Origin of the sequence: Fluviicoccus keumensis (assembly GCF_004217445.1) — a bacterium.
Lineage (GTDB): Bacteria > Pseudomonadota > Gammaproteobacteria > Pseudomonadales > Moraxellaceae > Fluviicoccus > Fluviicoccus keumensis.
The window spans coordinates 408,863-426,624 of record NZ_SHKX01000013.1 but is presented as its reverse complement, the minus strand read 5'-3'; the positions used below and the strand labels follow the sequence as shown (position 1 = coordinate 426,624).

General features: G+C 63.8%; 13 protein-coding genes. 8 read left to right on the top strand and 5 right to left on the bottom strand.

From position 1 onward, the window contains the following. The first annotated feature begins 68 nt into the window (after positions 1–68). The 3 genes from EV700_RS12810 to EV700_RS12800 all read left to right on the top strand — a co-directional run bounded on the left by EV700_RS12810 (position 69) and on the right by EV700_RS12800 (position 2,995). Positions 69–950 carry an AraC family transcriptional regulator gene (locus EV700_RS12810; protein WP_130414367.1) on the top strand — a complete coding sequence of 294 codons (882 nt, stop codon included), beginning with the start codon at positions 69–71 and terminating at the stop codon, positions 948–950. Next, positions 947–2,023, top strand: coding sequence for a hypothetical protein (locus tag EV700_RS12805; RefSeq protein ID WP_130414365.1), 1,077 nt, complete (start codon positions 947–949; stop codon positions 2,021–2,023). Before EV700_RS12810 ends, EV700_RS12805 begins: the two co-directional genes overlap by 4 nt. A 174-nt stretch (positions 2,024–2,197) precedes the next feature. Continuing rightward, positions 2,198–2,995, top strand: coding sequence for a type IV pili methyl-accepting chemotaxis transducer N-terminal domain-containing protein (locus tag EV700_RS12800; protein WP_165391470.1), 798 nt, complete (start codon positions 2,198–2,200; stop codon positions 2,993–2,995). A gap of 63 nt (positions 2,996–3,058) precedes the next feature. On the opposite strand, the gene EV700_RS12795 is transcribed toward EV700_RS12800, so the two are convergent. Together EV700_RS12795 and gltB are read right to left on the bottom strand one after the other, a co-directional pair. Beyond that, complete coding sequence (locus EV700_RS12795) at positions 3,059–4,525, bottom strand: glutamate synthase subunit beta (RefSeq protein WP_130414361.1); 1,467 nt, start codon at positions 4,523–4,525, stop codon at positions 3,059–3,061. Between the two features lie 3 nt (positions 4,526–4,528). After that, positions 4,529–9,169 carry a glutamate synthase large subunit gene (gene gltB, locus EV700_RS12790; RefSeq protein WP_242610262.1) on the bottom strand — a complete coding sequence of 1,547 codons (4,641 nt, stop codon included), beginning with the start codon at positions 9,167–9,169 and terminating at the stop codon, positions 4,529–4,531. Positions 9,170–9,453: 284 nt separating this feature from the next. Here gltB and EV700_RS12785 point away from each other — a divergent pair, with 284 nt between their 5' ends. After that, the gene (locus EV700_RS12785; protein WP_207224670.1) at positions 9,454–10,209 is read left to right on the top strand and encodes a lysophospholipid acyltransferase family protein; all 756 of its coding nucleotides are present in this window, start codon (positions 9,454–9,456) and stop codon (positions 10,207–10,209) included. Positions 10,210–10,220: 11 nt separating this feature from the next. Here EV700_RS12785 and EV700_RS12780 read toward each other — a convergent pair whose 3' ends face one another. After that, entirely contained in the window at positions 10,221–11,171 is a 951-nt protein-coding gene (locus EV700_RS12780) for a lysophospholipid acyltransferase family protein (protein WP_207224669.1), read from the bottom strand. Between the two features lie 469 nt (positions 11,172–11,640). Here EV700_RS12780 and EV700_RS12775 point away from each other — a divergent pair, with 469 nt between their 5' ends. From EV700_RS12775 to EV700_RS12765, 3 genes are read left to right on the top strand one after another with little or no spacing between them, the layout of a single operon-like run. Further along, a complete protein-coding gene (locus EV700_RS12775) occupies positions 11,641–14,064 on the top strand; it encodes a pyruvate formate lyase family protein (RefSeq protein ID WP_165391469.1) in 2,424 nt (807 codons plus the stop codon). Beyond that, a complete protein-coding gene (locus EV700_RS12770) occupies positions 14,054–15,175 on the top strand; it encodes a glycyl-radical enzyme activating protein (RefSeq protein ID WP_130414355.1) in 1,122 nt (373 codons plus the stop codon). Before EV700_RS12775 ends, EV700_RS12770 begins: the two co-directional genes overlap by 11 nt. A gap of 15 nt (positions 15,176–15,190) precedes the next feature. Continuing rightward, a complete protein-coding gene (locus EV700_RS12765; protein ID WP_130414353.1) occupies positions 15,191–15,619 on the top strand; it encodes a DUF1877 family protein in 429 nt (142 codons plus the stop codon). A 47-nt stretch (positions 15,620–15,666) separates the two neighbouring features. Here EV700_RS12765 and EV700_RS12760 read toward each other — a convergent pair whose 3' ends face one another. Continuing rightward, positions 15,667–16,398: an SRPBCC family protein gene (locus EV700_RS12760; protein ID WP_130414351.1), complete on the bottom strand. Its 732-nt coding sequence runs from the start codon at positions 16,396–16,398 to the stop codon at positions 15,667–15,669. A 200-nt stretch (positions 16,399–16,598) separates the two neighbouring features. Continuing rightward, on the bottom strand, positions 16,599–17,045 hold the full coding sequence (locus EV700_RS12755; RefSeq protein ID WP_130414349.1) for a GNAT family N-acetyltransferase: 447 nt from the start codon (positions 17,043–17,045) through the stop codon (positions 16,599–16,601). A 325-nt stretch (positions 17,046–17,370) separates the two neighbouring features. Between EV700_RS12755 and EV700_RS12750 the strand changes: the two genes are divergently transcribed. Beyond that, a complete protein-coding gene (locus tag EV700_RS12750; RefSeq protein WP_130414347.1) occupies positions 17,371–17,748 on the top strand; it encodes a hypothetical protein in 378 nt (125 codons plus the stop codon). Positions 17,749–17,762 lie beyond the last annotated feature (14 nt).

The following is a 17,762-nucleotide window of genomic DNA, read 5'->3' as shown; positions in this document are numbered from 1 at the left end:
GAAAACGGGGACACACCCGTCATAACAAAAAGAACAGCCTGAACAGCAGGCAGGGGGCAACATTGGGCATGGCTATTCCGTCGGGCGCCGTCCACGATCGCATGCGCGAGGCCGCCGCATTACCGGGGCCGATCCACCTTCATCTCTGGCAAGACCGCTCCTTGTTTCTGGGCGTCATTCCCGACCCGGTCGAATTCACCCCGGCCTGCGCCTGTCTGCTGGTCGGGCTGGACCTGCCGTTCCACATCGCCGTTGATGACGGCCCGATGGTCAGCACGCCGCTGGCGCTGGTGCCGCCCGGAGCAGAGGTTCGCTACTACTCCGAGTCCGGTCTGCTGGGTTGCTGTTTCCTGGATGTGTTGTGCCGGGATTACCGGTTGCTCTCATCGCGTCTGCATCCCGTCAGCGATAACCTGCATGGCGATGACGGCCCGTTTGCCGCCGCCGTGGTGGAATCCTTCCGACGCCTGTACCTGGACCCGGTTGATCCCGCCGGGGTCTATGACCGCCTGGTGGAAAGCCTGGCCCTGCCGTCGGCCGCCCCGGAAGGACGTATCGAGCAGGCGGTGGCCGGTGTCGTCGCGTCTGTCCGGTTGACGGCGGCGGCCAATCTGCCCAACAGCTATTATGCAAACGAGGCCGGGCTGACCGAGGAAGTGCTGTCGCGCTGGTTCCGCCAGCAAACCGGTCTTACCCTGCGCCGTTACCGTAACTGGCACCGCCTGTTCCTGTCGGCGTGGATGATGCAGCAGGGCATTTCCCTGACCGATGCCGCGCAGGAAGCCGGGTTCTCCGACGCCGCCCATTTCACCCACGTCTTCCGCGAAATGGTCGGCCTGAAGCCGTCCTTCATCCAGCGCGCCATGGCCTACACCCGTATCTATCTTGCGGGCATGCTGGCGGTGGATGGCGCGGCGGCCGGTAACGATGATGGAAGGAGACTGTCATGAGCCGCCGCCATCCCGCCGCACCGGCTGCAGTCACGTCGCCGCGCCGCTACCGCCGATGGGTGATGCCCGCCTGCGCCTTGCTGATTATGGTCAGTCTGGGCGTGCTGGTCTGGCTGGGCGAGGGCGGAGGCCCCGTGCTTCCCGCCGCTTCCGGAACCGCCGCCGCAATCGGCCCGGCCCGGCCCGCCCACGCATCAGCCGAGATTGCCACCACCGTGTCCGCCTTGCCGCCTGAGGAACAGCGCCTGGGCGTCTGGCTGCAGGGCCGCTATGGCAGCAAATTGGCGCATCCCTACTGGCGGCTGCAGGTGATCGAGTCGCTGAAGCGCTACCTGATGGAGAAATACCCCAACGACTGGCTGGCGCGTTTGAAAGCCATGCTCAAGCTGTTCTTTCCCGCCGACTACGAGCAATTGACGGCGTCGCTGGATGCGCTGGAGAGCTATAACGCCTGGCTGGCCGAGATCAAGCAATCGATGACCTTCAGCAGCAAGGAAGAAAGGCTGCGCGCCACTTGGGACAAGCGGCTGCAACTGTTCGGCGAGGACGCCAAGGTGATCTGGCAGGCGCAGCTGAAGCAGGAAAAGGTGGAAGCCGCCCTGCAGCAGCTGGATACGCCCGGCCTGCCGCTATCGACCAAGGTGGATCGCTATGTGCAGACGCTGGTGGATATTTACGGCAACGCCGCCACCAATCCCGACAAGTCGCACCCGGTGCAGCAAATGGAAGGGCTGCTGGCGCTGAACACGGTGCAGGACCAGTTGCACAGCCTGCCGCCCGAACGCCGCCAGGAGGAGTTGCATCACCTGCGCTCCGCCTTGGGACTGGATGCCGAGGCGGTAAAGCGCTGGGATGAACTGGATGCCGAACGCGCGCAACGCGCGGCGGCGGGTGCTTCCTACATGCAGGAGCGGGCGGCGCTGGCGAAGCAGTATGAGGGCGAGGCGCTGCAATTGCAGATACAGGCCTTGCAGAACCGCAAGTTCGGGCCGGAGGAGGCGCAGTACATCCGCAACGAGGAGGAAACCGGGTTTTACCGCTATCAGGAGCGGCAGCAGATCGGGATTAACTGACGGGTCGCCGCAACTGGCTGTCGGGCGGGAAAGGCGGCCTGTCCTGAAGTACAGGCCGCCGTATCTTAGGCATAGTGTGTGACTTGAGTCACGTTGTCGGCGGGAAGCTCATGGGAGCCTGACGGGGTTGATTGAGATCAATCCACGATTTTTCAGGTAACCGGAGTCATGATCATGAACCTTACACGCCGGGAGTTGACCGCCAGACTGGGTGCCATCGGCCTGTTGTGGTTGACGGCATTCGCCGCCCAGGCCATTTCCACCGATGCCGAAGCCATCAACAAGGCGGGACGTCAGCGCATGCTCAGCCAGCGCATCGCCCTCAGCTATTTCATGATCGGCGTCAACGCCAATGCCGCCGAGGCTGCGCAGCGCATTGACGCCGCCGTGGCCGAATTCCACGGCAACCTCATGGAACTGCGCGATTACGCCAAGGACCCGGCGGTGCAGGCGGCGCTGGACAAGGAGGCGCAGGTCTGGGGCGCGTACAGCACGCTGGCCGTGGCCAAGCCTAACCCGGCCCAAGGCGCGCAAGTGCTGGCGCAAAGCGAGCAACTGCTGGCCGCCTGCGAGGATGTGGTGCAGAAGCTGGGGGTGAAGGCGGGAACGGGGGCGGCGCGACTGGTCGGTATTTCCGGACGGCAGCGCATGCTGAGCCAGAAATTGGGCAAGTACTACCTGGCGATGGCCTGGAAGCTGAATGCGCCGGATCTGGAGAGCGGTTTCCAGAAAACCTTGCAGGATTTTGACGGCAACCTGCAGCAGTTGCTGGCCGCGCCGCAGAATACCCCGGCCATCACCACCGGCCTGAACCGGGTCAAGGCGGACTGGGCGCTGTCGAAGTCGGTGTTCACGCAGTACAAGCAGGGCCGCTTTGCGCCGTTGATCGTGTCTTCCACGTCCGAGTCGATCCTGAAGCAGATGGATGCCATTACCGGGCTGTATGTGGCGCTGGCGGCGGGGAAGAAGTAGCCGGGAAGCGCCCAACAAAAAACCCCGCCAAGGCGGGGTTTTTTGCTTGAGTGTGCGACTCGCTTAACGCGGCAGCACGCTCGAACCCATCAGGAACGCATCGACTTCGCGCGCGCACTGACGGCCTTCACGGATCGCCCAGACCACCAGCGACTGACCGCGACGGATGTCGCCGGCGGCGAACACACCCTTGACGTTGGTGGCGTAGCAGCCCGGACCGTCAGTGGTGGCGGCGGCGTTGCCGCGCGCATCCTTGTTGACGCCAAAGGCTTCCAGCACGCCGCCCACCGGGTTGGTGAAGCCCATCGCCAGGAACACGGCATCGGCCGGGATCTCGAACTCGGAGCCGGGAATCTCGGCCATCTTGCCGCCTTCCCAGGACAGGCGAACGCCTTGCAGGGCCTTCACTCGGCCGTTGCCATCGCTGACAAAGCCCTTGGTCAGCACCGAGAAGTCGCGGTCGCAGCCTTCGTCGTGCGAGCTGGAGGTCCGCAGCTTGATCGGCCAGTACGGCCACACCAGCGGCTTGTTCTCCTGCACCGGCGGCATCGGCATCACTTCAAACTGGGTGATGGATGCGGCGCCATGACGGTTCGACGTGCCGACGCAGTCAGAGCCGGTGTCGCCGCCGCCGATGACGACGACGTGCTTGCCCTTGACGTTGATCGGGTTGGCGACGCCGGTTTCCACTTCCTTGTTCTGCGGAATCAGGAATTCCAGCGCGTAGTGCACGCCCGCCAGCTCGCGGCCGGGGACGGGCAGGTCACGCGGAATTTCCGAGCCGCCGGACAGGATCACGGCGTCAAATTGCGACTTCAGCGTCTCGGCGGAAATCACTTCCGTGGCATCGTTGCAGATACCGGCGGGAATGGAGTCCGGGCCGACCAGCACGTTGGTGCGGAACACCACGCCTTCGGCTTCCATCTGCGCCACGCGGCGCTGGACGATGGTTTTTTCCAGCTTGAAGTCCGGGATGCCGCGACGCAGCAGGCCGCCGATGTGGCTGTTCTTTTCGAACACGGTCACGTCGTGGCCGGCGCGCGCCAGCTGCTGGGCGGCGGCCAGGCCGGCGGGGCCGGAACCGACCACGGCGACCTTCTTGCCGGTCTTGACGCTGGCGGGTTGCGGCGCGATCCAGCCGTTTTCCCAGCCCTTGTCGATGATGTAGTGCTCGATGGACTTGATGCCGACCGGCTCGGCGTTGATGCCGAGCGTACAAGCCGTTTCACACGGGGCCGGGCAAATGCGGCCGGTGAAATCGGGGAAGTTGTTGGTCGAGTGCAGCACGTCCAGCGCTTGCCGGGCGTTGCCGCGATACACCAGGTCATTCCAGTCCGGAATGATGTTGTTCACCGGGCAGCCGTTGTTGCAGAACGGAATGCCGCAGTCCATGCAGCGGGCGCCCTGGGTCTTGGCGTCGCTGTCGGAGAGGCTGCTGACAAATTCCTTGTAATGCTTCACGCGGGTGTCGGCGGCTTCATAGCCTTCGGACAGACGCTGGAATTCGATGAAACCGGTTGGCTTACCCATGGCTCAGGCTACCTCTTTCTGTTGCTGCGCGGCCATTTCGGTCAGCGCGCGCTTGTACTCGTGCGGATACACCTTGACGAACTTGTCACGGCTTTCGTCCCAGTTGGCCAGAATGGCCTTGGCAGTGGCGCTGCCGGTGTATTCGGCGTGGCGGCTGATCAGGTCCTTCAGCTGCGCCTCGTCCTTCAGGCCGCGATGCAGCGGCGCACCGGCCGGAGCGTCGGCGTCGGCCACGACCTTTTCCAGGGCGACCTGGGCCAGGTTGCAGCGGTCCTTGAACGCGCCGTTGGCGTCATAGACGTAGGCGATGCCGCCGGACATGCCCGCCGCGAAGTTGCGGCCGGTGTTGCCCAGCACCACCACGGTGCCGCCGGTCATGTATTCGCAGCCGTGGTCACCCACGCCTTCCACCACGGCGGTGCCGCCGGAATTACGGACGGCGAAGCGTTCGCCGGCGACGCCGGTGAAGAAGCCTTCCCCTTCGGTGGCGCCGTACATGACGGTGTTGCCGAGGATGATGTTCTTCGAGGTGTCGCCGCGGAATTCGGCGTGCGGACGGATGATGATGCGGCCGCCCGACAGGCCCTTGCCGACGTAGTCATTGCCTTCGCCCACCAGTTCCAGCGTGATGCCCTTGGCGAGGAACGCGCCAAAGCTCTGACCGGCGGTGCCGTTCAGCTTCAGGTGGATGGTGTCGTCCGGCAGACCGGCGTGGCCGTAACGCTTGGCCACTTCGCCCGACAGCATGGTGCCGGCGGTGCGGTTGACGTTGCGGATCGGCAGCTCGATGGTCACCTTCTTGCCGTGTTGCAGGGCCGGTTGCGCCAGCTCGATGAACTGGTGATCCAGCGCCTTGGCGATGCCGTGATCCTGGATCTCGGTGTGCTTGCGCGGCACGGAGGCGGGGACGGACGGCTGGAAGAAGACCTTCGAGAAGTCCAGGCCCTGCGCCTTCCAGTGGGTGATGCCCGCCTTGGTGTCGAGCAGGTCGGCGCGGCCGACCAGTTCGTCAAAGGTGCGCACGCCCAGCGAGGCCATGATTTCCCGCACTTCCTCGGCGATGAAGAAGAAGAAGTTGACCACGTGCTCCGGCTGGCCGGTAAAGCGCTTGCGCAGCTCGGGGTCTTGCGTCGCGACGCCCACCGGGCAGGTGTTCAGGTGGCACTTGCGCATCATGATGCAGCCTTCCACCACCAGCGGGGCGGTGGCGAAGCCGAATTCGTCCGCGCCCAGCAGTGCGCCGATGACGACGTCGCGGCCGGTACGCAGCTGGCCGTCGACCTGCACGCGGATGCGGCTGCGCAGCTGGTTCAGCACCAGGGTCTGCTGGGTTTCGGCCAGGCCGAGTTCCCAAGGCGCACCGGCATGCTTGATCGAGGACAGCGGCGAAGCGCCGGTGCCGCCGTCATGGCCGGCGATGACCACGTGGTCGGCCTTGGCCTTGGACACGCCAGCGGCGACGGTGCCGACACCGACTTCGGAAACCAGCTTCACCGACACGGAAGCGGCCGGATTGGCGTTCTTCAGGTCGTGGATCAGCTGCGCCAGATCTTCGATGGAGTAGATGTCATGGTGCGGGGGCGGCGAGATCAGGCCGACGCCGGGCACGGAATGACGCAGGAAGCCGATGTACTCGGACACCTTGTGGCCGGGCAGCTGGCCGCCTTCGCCGGGCTTGGCGCCCTGGGCCATCTTGATCTGGATCTGGTCGGCGTTCACCAGGTATTCGGCGGTGACGCCGAAACGGCCGGAAGCCACCTGCTTGATCGCGGAACGCAGGCTGTCGCCGGCCTTCAGCGTCAGGTCGCGTTCGATGCGGCCCTTGCCCAGCACGTCGGACAGTTGCGTGTCCTGCGCCACGGGAATGAAGCGCTTGGCATCTTCGCCGCCTTCACCGGTGTTCGACTTGCCGCCGATACGGTTCATGGCGATGGCCAGCGTGCTGTGGGCTTCGGTGGAGATGGAGCCCAGCGACATGGCGCCGGTGGCGAAACGCTTGACGATTTCCTTGGCGGACTCGACTTCGTCCAGCGGCACCGGGGTGATGCCGTCGGTGCGGAACGCGAACAGGCCGCGCAGCGTCAGGTGGCGCTGGGACTGGTCGTTGATGATCCGCGAGTACTCCTTGAAGGTGGAGAACTGGTTGGAACGGGTCGAGTGCTGCAGTTTGGCGATGGCGTCCGGCGTCCACAGGTGGTCTTCGCCGCGGATGCGGAAGGCGTATTCGCCGCCCGCGTCGAGGGCGTTGGCCAGCACCGGGTCGGTGCCGAAGGCGGCCTGGTGCATGCGGATGGCTTCTTCCGCCACGTCGAACACGCCGATGCCTTCAATCTTGGAAGGGGTGCCGGTGAAGTACTTCTCGACAAAGGCGCTTTGCAGGCCGATGGCTTCGAAGATTTGCGCGCCGGTGTAGGACATGTAGGTGGAGATACCCATCTTCGACATGACCTTGCACAGGCCCTTGCTCACGGCCTTGGTGAAGTTGTAGACGGCCTTCTCGCGCTTGGCGGCATCATCACCGGCCAGCGATTGCAGGGTCTCCAGCGCCAGGTACGGGTGCACGGCTTCCGCGCCGTAGCCGCCCAGCAGCGCGAAGTGGTGGACTTCGCGGGCGGAGCCGGTTTCCACGACCAGACCGGCGCTGGTGCGCAGGCCCTTCTTCACCAGGTGCTGGTGGATGGCGGACGTGGCCAGCAGCGCCGGGATGGCGACATTGGCGCTGTCCATGCGGCGGTCGGACACGATCAGGATGTTCGCGCCGGAACGCACGGCGTCTTCGGCTTCGGCGCACAGCGAGGCGAGACGGGCTTCAACGCCGTCCTTGCCCCAGGCGACCGGGTAGCAGATGTCCAGTTCCTGCGAGCGGAACTTGCCGCCGGTGTACTTCTCGATGTGGCGGATCTTCTCGATGTCGCCGAAGTCCAGCACCGGCTGCGCCACTTCCAGGCGGATCGGCGGGTTGACGTCGGTGATGCCGAGCAGGTTCGGCTTCGGTCCGATGAAGGACACCACCGACATCACCAGCTCTTCGCGGATCGGGTCGATCGGCGGGTTGGTGACCTGGGCGAACAGCTGCTTGAAGTAGTTGTACAGCGGCTTCAGCTTGGACGACAGCACCGGCAGGGCGGCGTCGTTGCCCATGGAGCCGGTGGCTTCTTCACCGCTGGCGGCCATCGGTTCCAGGATGAACTTGATGTCTTCCTGGGTGTAGCCGAAGGCCTGCTGGCGGTCGAGCAGGGAAACGGCAGACGGCTCGCAGGCTTCTTCGGTGACCGGCAACTCGTCCAGCTTGATGCGGATCTTGTCGATCCACTCGCGGTAGGGCTTGGCGTTGGCCAGCGAATCCTTCAGCTCCTGGTCGTCGATGATGCGGCCGGCTTCGGTGTCGATGAGGAACATCTTGCCGGGCTGCAGACGCCATTTCTGGACGATGCGCTTGTCTTCGATCGGCAGCACGCCGGATTCGGAAGCCATGACCACCAGGTCGTCGTCGGTAACCAGATAGCGGGCCGGACGCAGGCCGTTACGGTCCAGCGTCGCGCCGATCTGGCGGCCGTCGGTGAAGGCCACGGCGGCGGGGCCGTCCCACGGCTCCATCATCGCGGCATGGTATTCGTAGAAGGCGCGGCGCTTCTCGTCCATCAGCGTGTGCTTTTCCCACGCTTCCGGAATCATCAGCATCATGGCCTGGGCCAGCGAGTAGCCGCCCATCACCAGCAGTTCCAGCGCGTTGTCGAAGGCGGCGGAGTCGGACTGGCCGGGATAGTGCAGCGGCCAGACCTTCTTCAGGTCGTCGCCGAGGATGGGCGAGGAGATCGCCTGTTCACGCGCCTTGAACCAGTTGACGTTGCCCTGTACGGTGTTGATTTCGCCGTTGTGGGCGATCATGCGGAACGGGTGCGCCAGGTCCCAGGTGGGGAAGGTGTTGGTCGAGAAGCGCTGGTGCACCAGCGCCAGAGCCGACACGCAGTCCGGGTTTTGCAGGTCGAGGTAGTACTCGCCGACCTGGTCGGCCAGCAGCAGGCCCTTGTAGACGATGGTGCGCGCCGAGAACGACGTGACGTAGAATTCCTGGCCGTGCACCAGCTCCAAGGCCTTGATGGCGTTGGCGGCGCGGCGGCGGATGATGTACAGCTTGCGCTCAAGGGCATCGGTGACGATGACGTCCGGGCCGCGGCCGACGAACACCTGGCGGATCACCGGCTCCTTGGCCTTGACGGTCGGGGACATCGGCATGGTGCGCGAGACGGGAACATCGCGCCAGCCGAGCAGCACCTGGCCTTCGGCGGCGATGGCGCGTTCGATTTCTTCCTGGCAGGCCATGCGGGACGCGCTTTCCTGCGGCAGGAAGCACATGCCGATACCGTATTCGCCGGCGGGCGGCAGGATGACGCCCTGCTTGGCCATTTCACCGCGCAGGAACGCGTCGGGAATCTGGATCAGGATGCCGGCGCCGTCGCCCATCAGCGGGTCTGCACCGACCGCGCCCCGGTGATCCAGGTTTTTCAGGATCAGCAGGCCTTGTTCAATGATGGAATGGCTTTTCTGGCCCTTGATGTGGGCGATGAAGCCGACGCCGCAGGCGTCGTGTTCGTTGGCGGGGTCGTACAAACCCTGCCGTTCAGGTACTGCAGTTGCCTTCACACTCTGATCCTCATTAAAGCACAAACCCCGGAGCGCACTGTTGCGTGCACGCCGGCGGTCAAAAAAAGCCAGCGCGATGCCAGAAAGGGACTTACCCAGAAAGGGAGTAACACGGGGAAACATTTCATTATACCGTGAAAACGCTGGCATTCAAGAGCGGCATGGCTCATGCTCGTTGACGGCTGTCAATAATAGCCGTGTGAATTTCGCCTATGCTGCCGGTTTCCGGGGGTGGCGGGCGTCGGTAGTGCGCCGCACGGACCGGGATGTTGAGCGGAGCGTTCATGTCGGAATTCCTGAAAAAGGCGTTGGGAGCGGTACTGACACCGGTGTTTCTGGTGGTTTGCCTGGTCTGGTTGTGCATATTCCATGCCGCCCAGATCGCGGCCCTGCGTCTGGGTGGCGCCCGCGCCCACCGTCGCACCGTCGATGCCCTCAACGGCTGCCTGATCCGGTCCCTGTGGCTGCTGGGCAATCGTCCAAGGTTGATCGGGGCATTGCCCGCGCCGTCCTCCCGCCCACTGATCGTGGTTGCCAACCACCAGAGTACGCTGGATGTGGTGGGGTTGGGCTGGTACCTGCGCCGCCTGTCGCCCTGTTTTGTGGCCAAGCGTGAGCTGGGACGGGGCATTCCCAGTGTTTCCTATAACCTCCGCCACAGCGGCGCGGCGCTGATTGACCGCAGTGACGCCCGGCAGTCGTTGTCGGAAATCGGCAAGCTGGGCGCGCGCCTGCGCGAACAGGGCGGGGCGGTGGTGATCTTTCCCGAAGGCACGCGCTCGAAGCGCGGCGGCCTGAAACCCTTTGCGGCGGCGGGGGTGAAGATCCTGCTGAAAAAGTGCCCGGAGGCGTGGGTGCTGCCGGTGTGCATCCATGACACCTGGCGGCTGAACCGCTTCGGCAAATTCCCGATGGGCGTGGGCGAGCGTTTCGTGTGGAGCGTGCTGCCGGCGATCGACCCGGCGGGGATGACGGCGGACGAGGCGGTGCAACGGGCGGAGGCGGTGATCCGGGCGGAGTATGAGCGGTTGGGGGGCTAAACCCCCTCGCCTCAGCCAAACACCGGAAACCGCCGCTTCGCCGCCAGCCGGTCCATGCCCGCCTGAATCCGCGCTTCCACCTCGTGGTACATCCGCTGCACATAGGCGTCGTCATCAGCCATCGCCGGGTCTTTCGACAGCCGGATCGGCTCCAGGAATTCGGTGCGGATCTTGGCGGGCAGCGGCAGGTGCTGCAACGGCGTCACATGCACCGCCAGCCCCAGCGGCCAGCTCAGCGTCACTGGCGCCACTTCCGAGCGCAGCCATTTCTTCAGGTTCAGCCGCTTCGCCAGCCCGCGCCCTTCCGACAGCACGAACAGCGTGTCATGCCCGCCCACCGTCGCCACCGGCACGATCGGCCGCCCCGTGCGGATCGCCAGCTTGATGAAGCCGGTGCGTCCGCCCAGTTCCACGGTATCGCGCTTGCGCCAGCTGCGGAAGGCATCCTTCTCGCCGCCCGGCCACAGAATCACGTCATCGCCTTTTTCAAACGCCGCCTGGATATTGTCGCGGCTGGGGCTGATGACGCCCATGCGCCGGAAATAGCGGCCCAGGCCGGGGGTCTTCATCAGCACATCGTGGGCGGTGGCGTGCAGCGTGCGCCCGGTGCCGAAGCGCCGGTACCAGGCAAAACCGATGGTCCAGGCGTCCATGGTCAACGGGCCGCCGGAATGGACGCCGATCAGCAGCGCCGGTTCGGCGGGCAGGTTGGCCCAGCCGTCCAGTTCCAGCCGGAAGTAGCGGTCGAGCAGGAAGTCGGTGAAGCCGCGCTGCGTTTTCATCAGCCGGGGGTCAGGGCCGTTCAGTCCTTCCGGTGTCCAGGAGGCGGGGGCGGGAGCGAGGTTATCCGGCGGCAACCGGGACGGCGTTTTGGCCGCCGGCGCGGGATTCTTGACCACGGAGAGTCGCGCGCGGCGGGCTATCGTCGGGGTCGGGGCAAAACGTTGTTCGGCGGTATTCATGGCGGGAGCCTCCGGGGCGTGACCATCTGAGGGAGGAAACGGCTGTCTCCTCATTTGTGCACAAGTGTACACTTATTGATGGATAAAGCAGCTGATATTAGTCAATTAAGGCCGTTTTTTAAGGCTATGCGCTTGATTTATATTGGTACGAGCGTGCACTGAATTGGCGAGACTCTCCCTCTCCCAAGGTCTGGGAGAGGGTGGCGCGCAGCGCCGGGAGAGGGTTCGGCGGTGGCGACTTGGAGGTTCTTGTTCGGGGGACTGTCTGTTCCCCCTCTCCCTAGCCCTCTCCCCTCGGGTAGAGGGAACTTCTAGTTAGGTAATTTGATAAAAATCAATAACATTACTCTTGTCCAATCCACCTCCCCGCAAATGGCGAAAATCGTCAATAACTCGGCGAACTATGTCAATACGCCCGGTAATCCCGGGCAGATACTCAGGTCATTCCCGCTGTCCCGAGGAACTGACCATGACCGCTTCCATTACCGCTTTCCCCACCGCCGCCAACGACCTGATCCCTCCGCCTGGCGCGCGCGCCCTGCGCCTGAAGGCCGCCCTGCACGACGCCGGTTACTCCATCTGCCTGGAGCGTCCGCGCCTGCTGAAGGCCTTCCGCAAGTCCGGCGCGGGAAAGGGCGAACATCCCTTGGTACAACGCGCGCTGGCCTTGGCTTACGTGATGAAGCACCGCCAGCCGCGTCTTTATGACGACGAACTGATCATCGGCAACGTCACCTCGAAGCGGGTGGCGGCGAACTTCTACCCGGAAGGCACCTCGGTCAACATCATCGAGGACCTGTTCACGCTGGAAGACCGCCCGATCAAGCTGAAGCTGAGCCGCAAGGAAAAGCTGGAGCTGGCGGCGCTGGCCGCCGACAACGTTTTCACCAACATGGGCGCGCGCGCCTTCGCCAAGCCGGGCTATACTGGCGAGCTGCTGGAAATCCTCAGCCCCAAGCGCTACATCGTCACCGAGGAAGCCGGGGTGGGGCATCAGGTGGGCGACTACCGGCGGCTGGTGGCGGAAGGGCTGGTGGAAACCGATCGCATTGCCGCCCGCTGCCTGGAAACCCGCACGCTGCCGGACGGTTCCCCAGCCGACGCTGACCAGCTGGCGTTCTACCGCTCGCTGCGCATCACCATCGACGGTATCCGCGGCATGGCCGCCAATCTGGCCGACGCTGCCGAATGTGAAGCCCTGCGGACCGACATTGCCGACAGCCGCCGCGCCGAACTTCTGGCCGCCGCCCAGGCCTGTCGTCGTGTTCCCTATTACCCGCCCGCCACCTTCCAGGAAGGGTTGCAGGCCTGCTGGCTGCTGCACATCGCCATGCTGTTGGAAGATTTCGAGCAGGGCATGTCCTTCGGGCGGCTGGACCAGGCGCTGATCCATCTCTATGACGCCGACCTGGCGTGCGGCGCGCTGACCCGCGAGCAGGCGCTGGAGCTGTGGGTGAGTTTCGAGGCCAAGACCGGCGAGACCATCCCGCTGTATTCCAACCGCATGGACGTCTATTTCAGCGGCAACTGCGTCGGCCAGTCGATCACCGTCGGTGGCGTTGATGCGGAGGGTCGCGATGTCAGCAACGAACTTTCCGAGCTGGTGCTGGAAGCCTTCGGCCAGCTGGGCACCCGCGAACCGGCGCTGCATGTGCGCGTGCATGCCGACACCCCGAAGCGCCTGCTGGACAAGGCGGTGGCGGTGATGCAGCGCACCGGCGGCCGTCCGACGCTGATGGGCGATGAGACGGTGATCAACAGCCTGCAGCACACCGGCATGACGCTGGAACACGCCCGCGATTACGCCATCATCGGCTGCGTGGAACTGGCCAGTCAGGGCCGTACCTACAACTCCGCCGACGCCGCGCTGTTCAACCTGCCGCTGTGCCTGGAACTGGCGCTGAACCGGGGGGAAAGCTTCCGGGGCGAAAGGCTGGGGCTGCTGACGCCGCCGCTGGCCGCGATGACCGGTTTCGAGGACGTGCTCGCCGCCTTCCGTTCGCAAGTCGCCTTTCAGGTGGGACGGATGCAGCGCGCCATCAACCGGCTGGAAGAAACGTATCGCATCCATCGCCCGACGCCGGTGAATTCGATCATGACGCAGGGCTGCCTGGCCAAGGGCAAGGACGTGACCTGGGGCGGTGGCATGTACGACTTCACCTCGGTGCAGGCCGTGGGGCTGGCCGATGCCGGGGATTCGCTCTACGCCTTGAACAAGCTGGTGTTTGAAGACAAACGCTTCACGCTGCCGCAACTGGTGGAAATCCTGAATGCCGATTTCGCCGGGCACGAGCCGTTGCGGGTGGAACTGAGCCGCCGCTTCCCGCGTTTCGGCAACGGCGACCAGGCCGCCGACACCATGACCCAGCGCGCCGCCGACGCCTTCACCGACGCAGTGACGCCGCGCCGCAACACCCGGGGCGGCCAGTGGATCGCCGGGTTCTATTCCATGTCCTGCGGGGTGGGTTTCGGTCGTCATACCGGGGCGCTGCCGAACGGCCGCAAGGCCGGGCAGCGGCTCTCAAACGGGGTGTCGCCCAGTGACGGTTCCGACCGCAAGGGCCCCACCGCCGCGCTGCGCAGCGTCGCCGGGCTGGACAAGACGCACTGGGGCAACGCCCATGTGCTCAACATCAAGTTCGACAAGAAGCTGGTGCATGGTGAGACCGGCATCCGCAATCTGGGCACGCTGTTCCGCGACTACCTGGTGCGGCAGGACGGCATGCAGGTGCAGGTAAACGTGCAGGACGCCGAGATACTGCGCGCCGCCAAGCTGAACCCGGAGGCCTACCCCGACCTGCTGGTGCGGGTGTCCGGCTACTGCTCCTACTTCAGCGACCTGCGCCCCGAGGTGCAGGACGAAATCATCGAGCGCATGAGCCATGGCCTTTGAACAGATGACGGCCGCCGCGCCGTCGCGCATTCCCGTCACGGCGCTGACCGCCCCGACCTGCGCGGTGCAGCATTTCTGCATCCATGACGGCCCCGGCATCCGCAGTACGGTGTTCTTCAAGGGCTGCCCGTTGAACTGCGCCTGGTGCCAGAACCCGGAATCGATCTCGCCGCAACCGCAGCTGGCGTTCAAGGCGCACCTGTGCGTGGACGGCTGCCGCGCCTGCGTCGAGGTCTGCCCGACCGGGGCGATGACCGCGCCGGGGCAGTGGTCGGCGGCGAACTGTGACCAGTGCCGGGCCTGTGTCGAGGTCTGTCCGTCGCAGGCGATGGTGGGCTATGGCGAGGAACGCACGGTGGAGGATTTGCTGGCGGAGCTGGAGCCGGAATTCGGGCTTCACCGCTCGTCCGGCGGCGGCGTTACCTTCAGCGGCGGCGAGGCGACGATGCATCCGGAGATGCTGGCGGCCATGACGGCGCGGCTGAAGGACCAAGGCCTGCACCTGACGCTGGAAACCAGCGGCCAGTTCCGGGTGAAGGGACTGACCGAGGCGATGGTGCAGCCGGGCGGGGAACCGGATGCGCGGGTTGAGGCGCAACCGCTGTGGCAGGCGCTGCGCCGGCTGGATCTGGTGCTGTTCGACCTGAAGCTGTTCACGCGGGATGACCATATCCGCTTTTGCGGCGCGACCAATGTGCATATCCACGACAACTTCTACTGGATGACGGCGCTGGCGGCGCAGGGGCGGGGGCCGAAGGTGTGGCCGCGCATCCCGCTGGTGCCGGGGGTGACGGATACGCCGGAGAACCTGCGCGGACTGGCCGGACTGATCCGCGCCGCCGGGCTGGACGGGGTGACGGTGCTGCCCTATCACCCGCTGGGCAACAGCAAGCGGGAATGGCTGGGCGAGGCGGAGTTTGAGCAGCAGAAGATGATGAGCGAGGAGGCGGTGCGGGTGGCGCGCGCTATTTTGGAAGCAGAGGGGTTGAGGACGTATTTGGCGGGGGAGGAGGACTTCATGTCTTGGCACGTCATTAGGTGTCGCTCAGGTGAGGCGGAGTGCTTCCCTACCGGAGGTAGCGTGTTATCCTCAAATCGTTGTTCTAAATGATTAAAAGGAGATTTTATGAGTACCGGCGGTTCGTTCTATGTTTTGTCTGATGAAGAGTTGGAGCAGCTTCTGGATGATGGCGAAGAAGGTTTTGAGGCGTTCATGCACGATAGTCATGAGCGGGAGTATTTCTCCGAGCAGGAATGGTACTGGTACGAATTGACGGAACTGCTGGATGATGAAGGCGTTCGCGGTGAGCTGGCCGACTTTGCGGAGGACGTGGGATGCGGCGTGGGATATGCGTTCGCTGAAGATGTCCGCATCATCGCGGAAGCGTTGAGTAGGCTTACGGATGAAGACATCGGGGAGCGTTTCGAGGATATGCGCGACATCATGGGCCGAATGACCCTGGAAGAAATGCTTGAGCTGGTCAAGGGCTTGTCCGCCTTCTACCAAAAGGCCTCCAAAAACGGTGCAGCCATTCTGTTTGTAGCGATGTCTTAAACTTCGGGAGTGGTCAGGCCGTTACCGTGACGGAGAGGCCGCTCCTTTCAATCCCCATACTCAAACACCGGAAACGGAATCTTCTGCTTGCCGAAGTCCCCGCTTTCCATTACCCGCTGTGAGCCCAGCACAATCATGTACGGCGCCGAGCGCTGGATGAAATTGATCGCCCAGTTCGGGGCCTTGCCGCCCGGATCGACATAGCCTTCCGCTTCCAGCCGCAAGGTTTCCCGGTCGATGGGCGTGACGCGGATGATCATGTCTTCCGCGCGCATGCGGATGAACGGCGGATGTTCCGGCACCAGATCGGGAATGGCGCGCACCGCGACGGTGAGGGTGCGGTTGGTGGCGGTTTGCGGCTCAATGCGCAGCAACGCCGGCACATCGCGGTTGGGCACGCTGTGTGGCGCGCGGTGCTTCATGTAGAGCTGGTACTCGGTGGGGGAAATGCGGCGCAGCAGCTTGACGTCCATTACTTCCCAATACCAGCGCGGATAATTCTCGAAGTCCAGCACGGTGCGCACGAAGTCGCTCAAACGGCCCTTCAGCGCTGCCTCCACCTTGAAGGATCGGTAACGCTTGCCGTCTTCCTGTTTGACCCAGGTCTTGATGCCGCGCCGCCGGTCGTTCTTCACCGGCACCCATTCATTGCCCAACTTGGGCTGCAGCTCGGCCAGATCGCTGTCGTCGTCATCGGCGGCCGCGAACACGGCGGTTGGCAGGGCCAGCGTCAGCGCGAGCAGGCACACCGTTAGTCCCGGGCGGCGGGTCTTGGTCATCGGCGGAATCCGTGGAAGTGAGCAGGGGTATCTCCGAACATACCAGCCGCCCCATGTTGGGGCAATCTCCGGGCGCGGCACTTGACTGTTCACAAGGCTGTGACCGGCCGCGCTGGCTGGAGTTCTGCCGGCAGGAACAAAGCGGTGCGTTGAGGCTGTTCGAGGCGGTGAAGGGCTGACGGACGGCGTGATCGGGCGGGTTAATCCAGCGCCAGCCGGAGCGGCCGCATCGGGGATACGATAAAGCCCTGCCGTTCGTAAAAGCGTCGGGCGCTGTGATTCTCGACGTCCGTCAACAAGGTAATCCGACGGCAACCGTGAATGCGAGCCGTGGCAATGGCGTGTTCCAGTAAACGGCTTCCCAAGCCGCCGCCACGGGCTTCCGATGCCACGACCATATCTTCCAGCAGGGCAACCGGCGCTCCCAGTGCGGTGGAAACGGTATATAACAGGTTCACCATGCCCAGCACCTCACCGTTCTCTCTGGCCACCAGGATTTCCCCAATCTCGGGAGCGGTGATAATGCGGGTTAGCCCCCGGACTTGAGCAACCGGGTCCGGGGCGAACTCCGCTTCCTGGGTGAACAACAGGGACAGCAGGCGGCACAGGGCCGGAATATCTTCCACGGTGGCCGGGACGATGGACATGTGATGCTCCTGCAAAAGTACGGACGGGTTAGCCGCATTATCCACGATGGGGATCGGCCCGGTCAGAGGGCTATTCCGTTTTTCGCAATGATCCCGTCGGCCAGCGTCCAGCCGCCCGGATTTCTGCTGCATTACGCCGAAAGCGTGGCACACGAGGGACTGGATACCTGTCTGGCGGGATGCGCGGTATTCGCCATTTCACAGCGTGCTACTCCTGCGTCATAACTTGACGTGATGTCACCTGGCATCAGTGATATCGCATTGACCGAGTCGATTCGTTGATGCAACCATGACATGCTTATCCTTGAGGATTGAGCTGACGGACATGAAGCGAAAAATCAGAAACGTGGCATGCGGCGTCGCCCAAAAGTTTGCCGTCTCCGCCGAGCATTTTGCCTTTTTGGCGAGGGAAAGCGGCAATCATGAGGTATTCGTAGACTTGCTAACCGGCGGCATTTCGCCAGAGTGTTTCGATATAGAAAGAAACCGGATCCATGTTCGCCGTTGTGTTGAGTTCATTAAGTGGCACTTGGACGAAATTCCGGGTTGCCACCCGGCAAGTGCAGGATTGGTCGTTACGTTTTCCAGTTCTGATTCACCCGGTTGGTGCTTCAAGGCAGATTTCCGGGTGATTATTACTTCGCATGATGGTACGACATGGCATGGCGAGTTCCATACGCCTGAACAAATGATAGCCTGTTGATCCTCAGCCAGCCC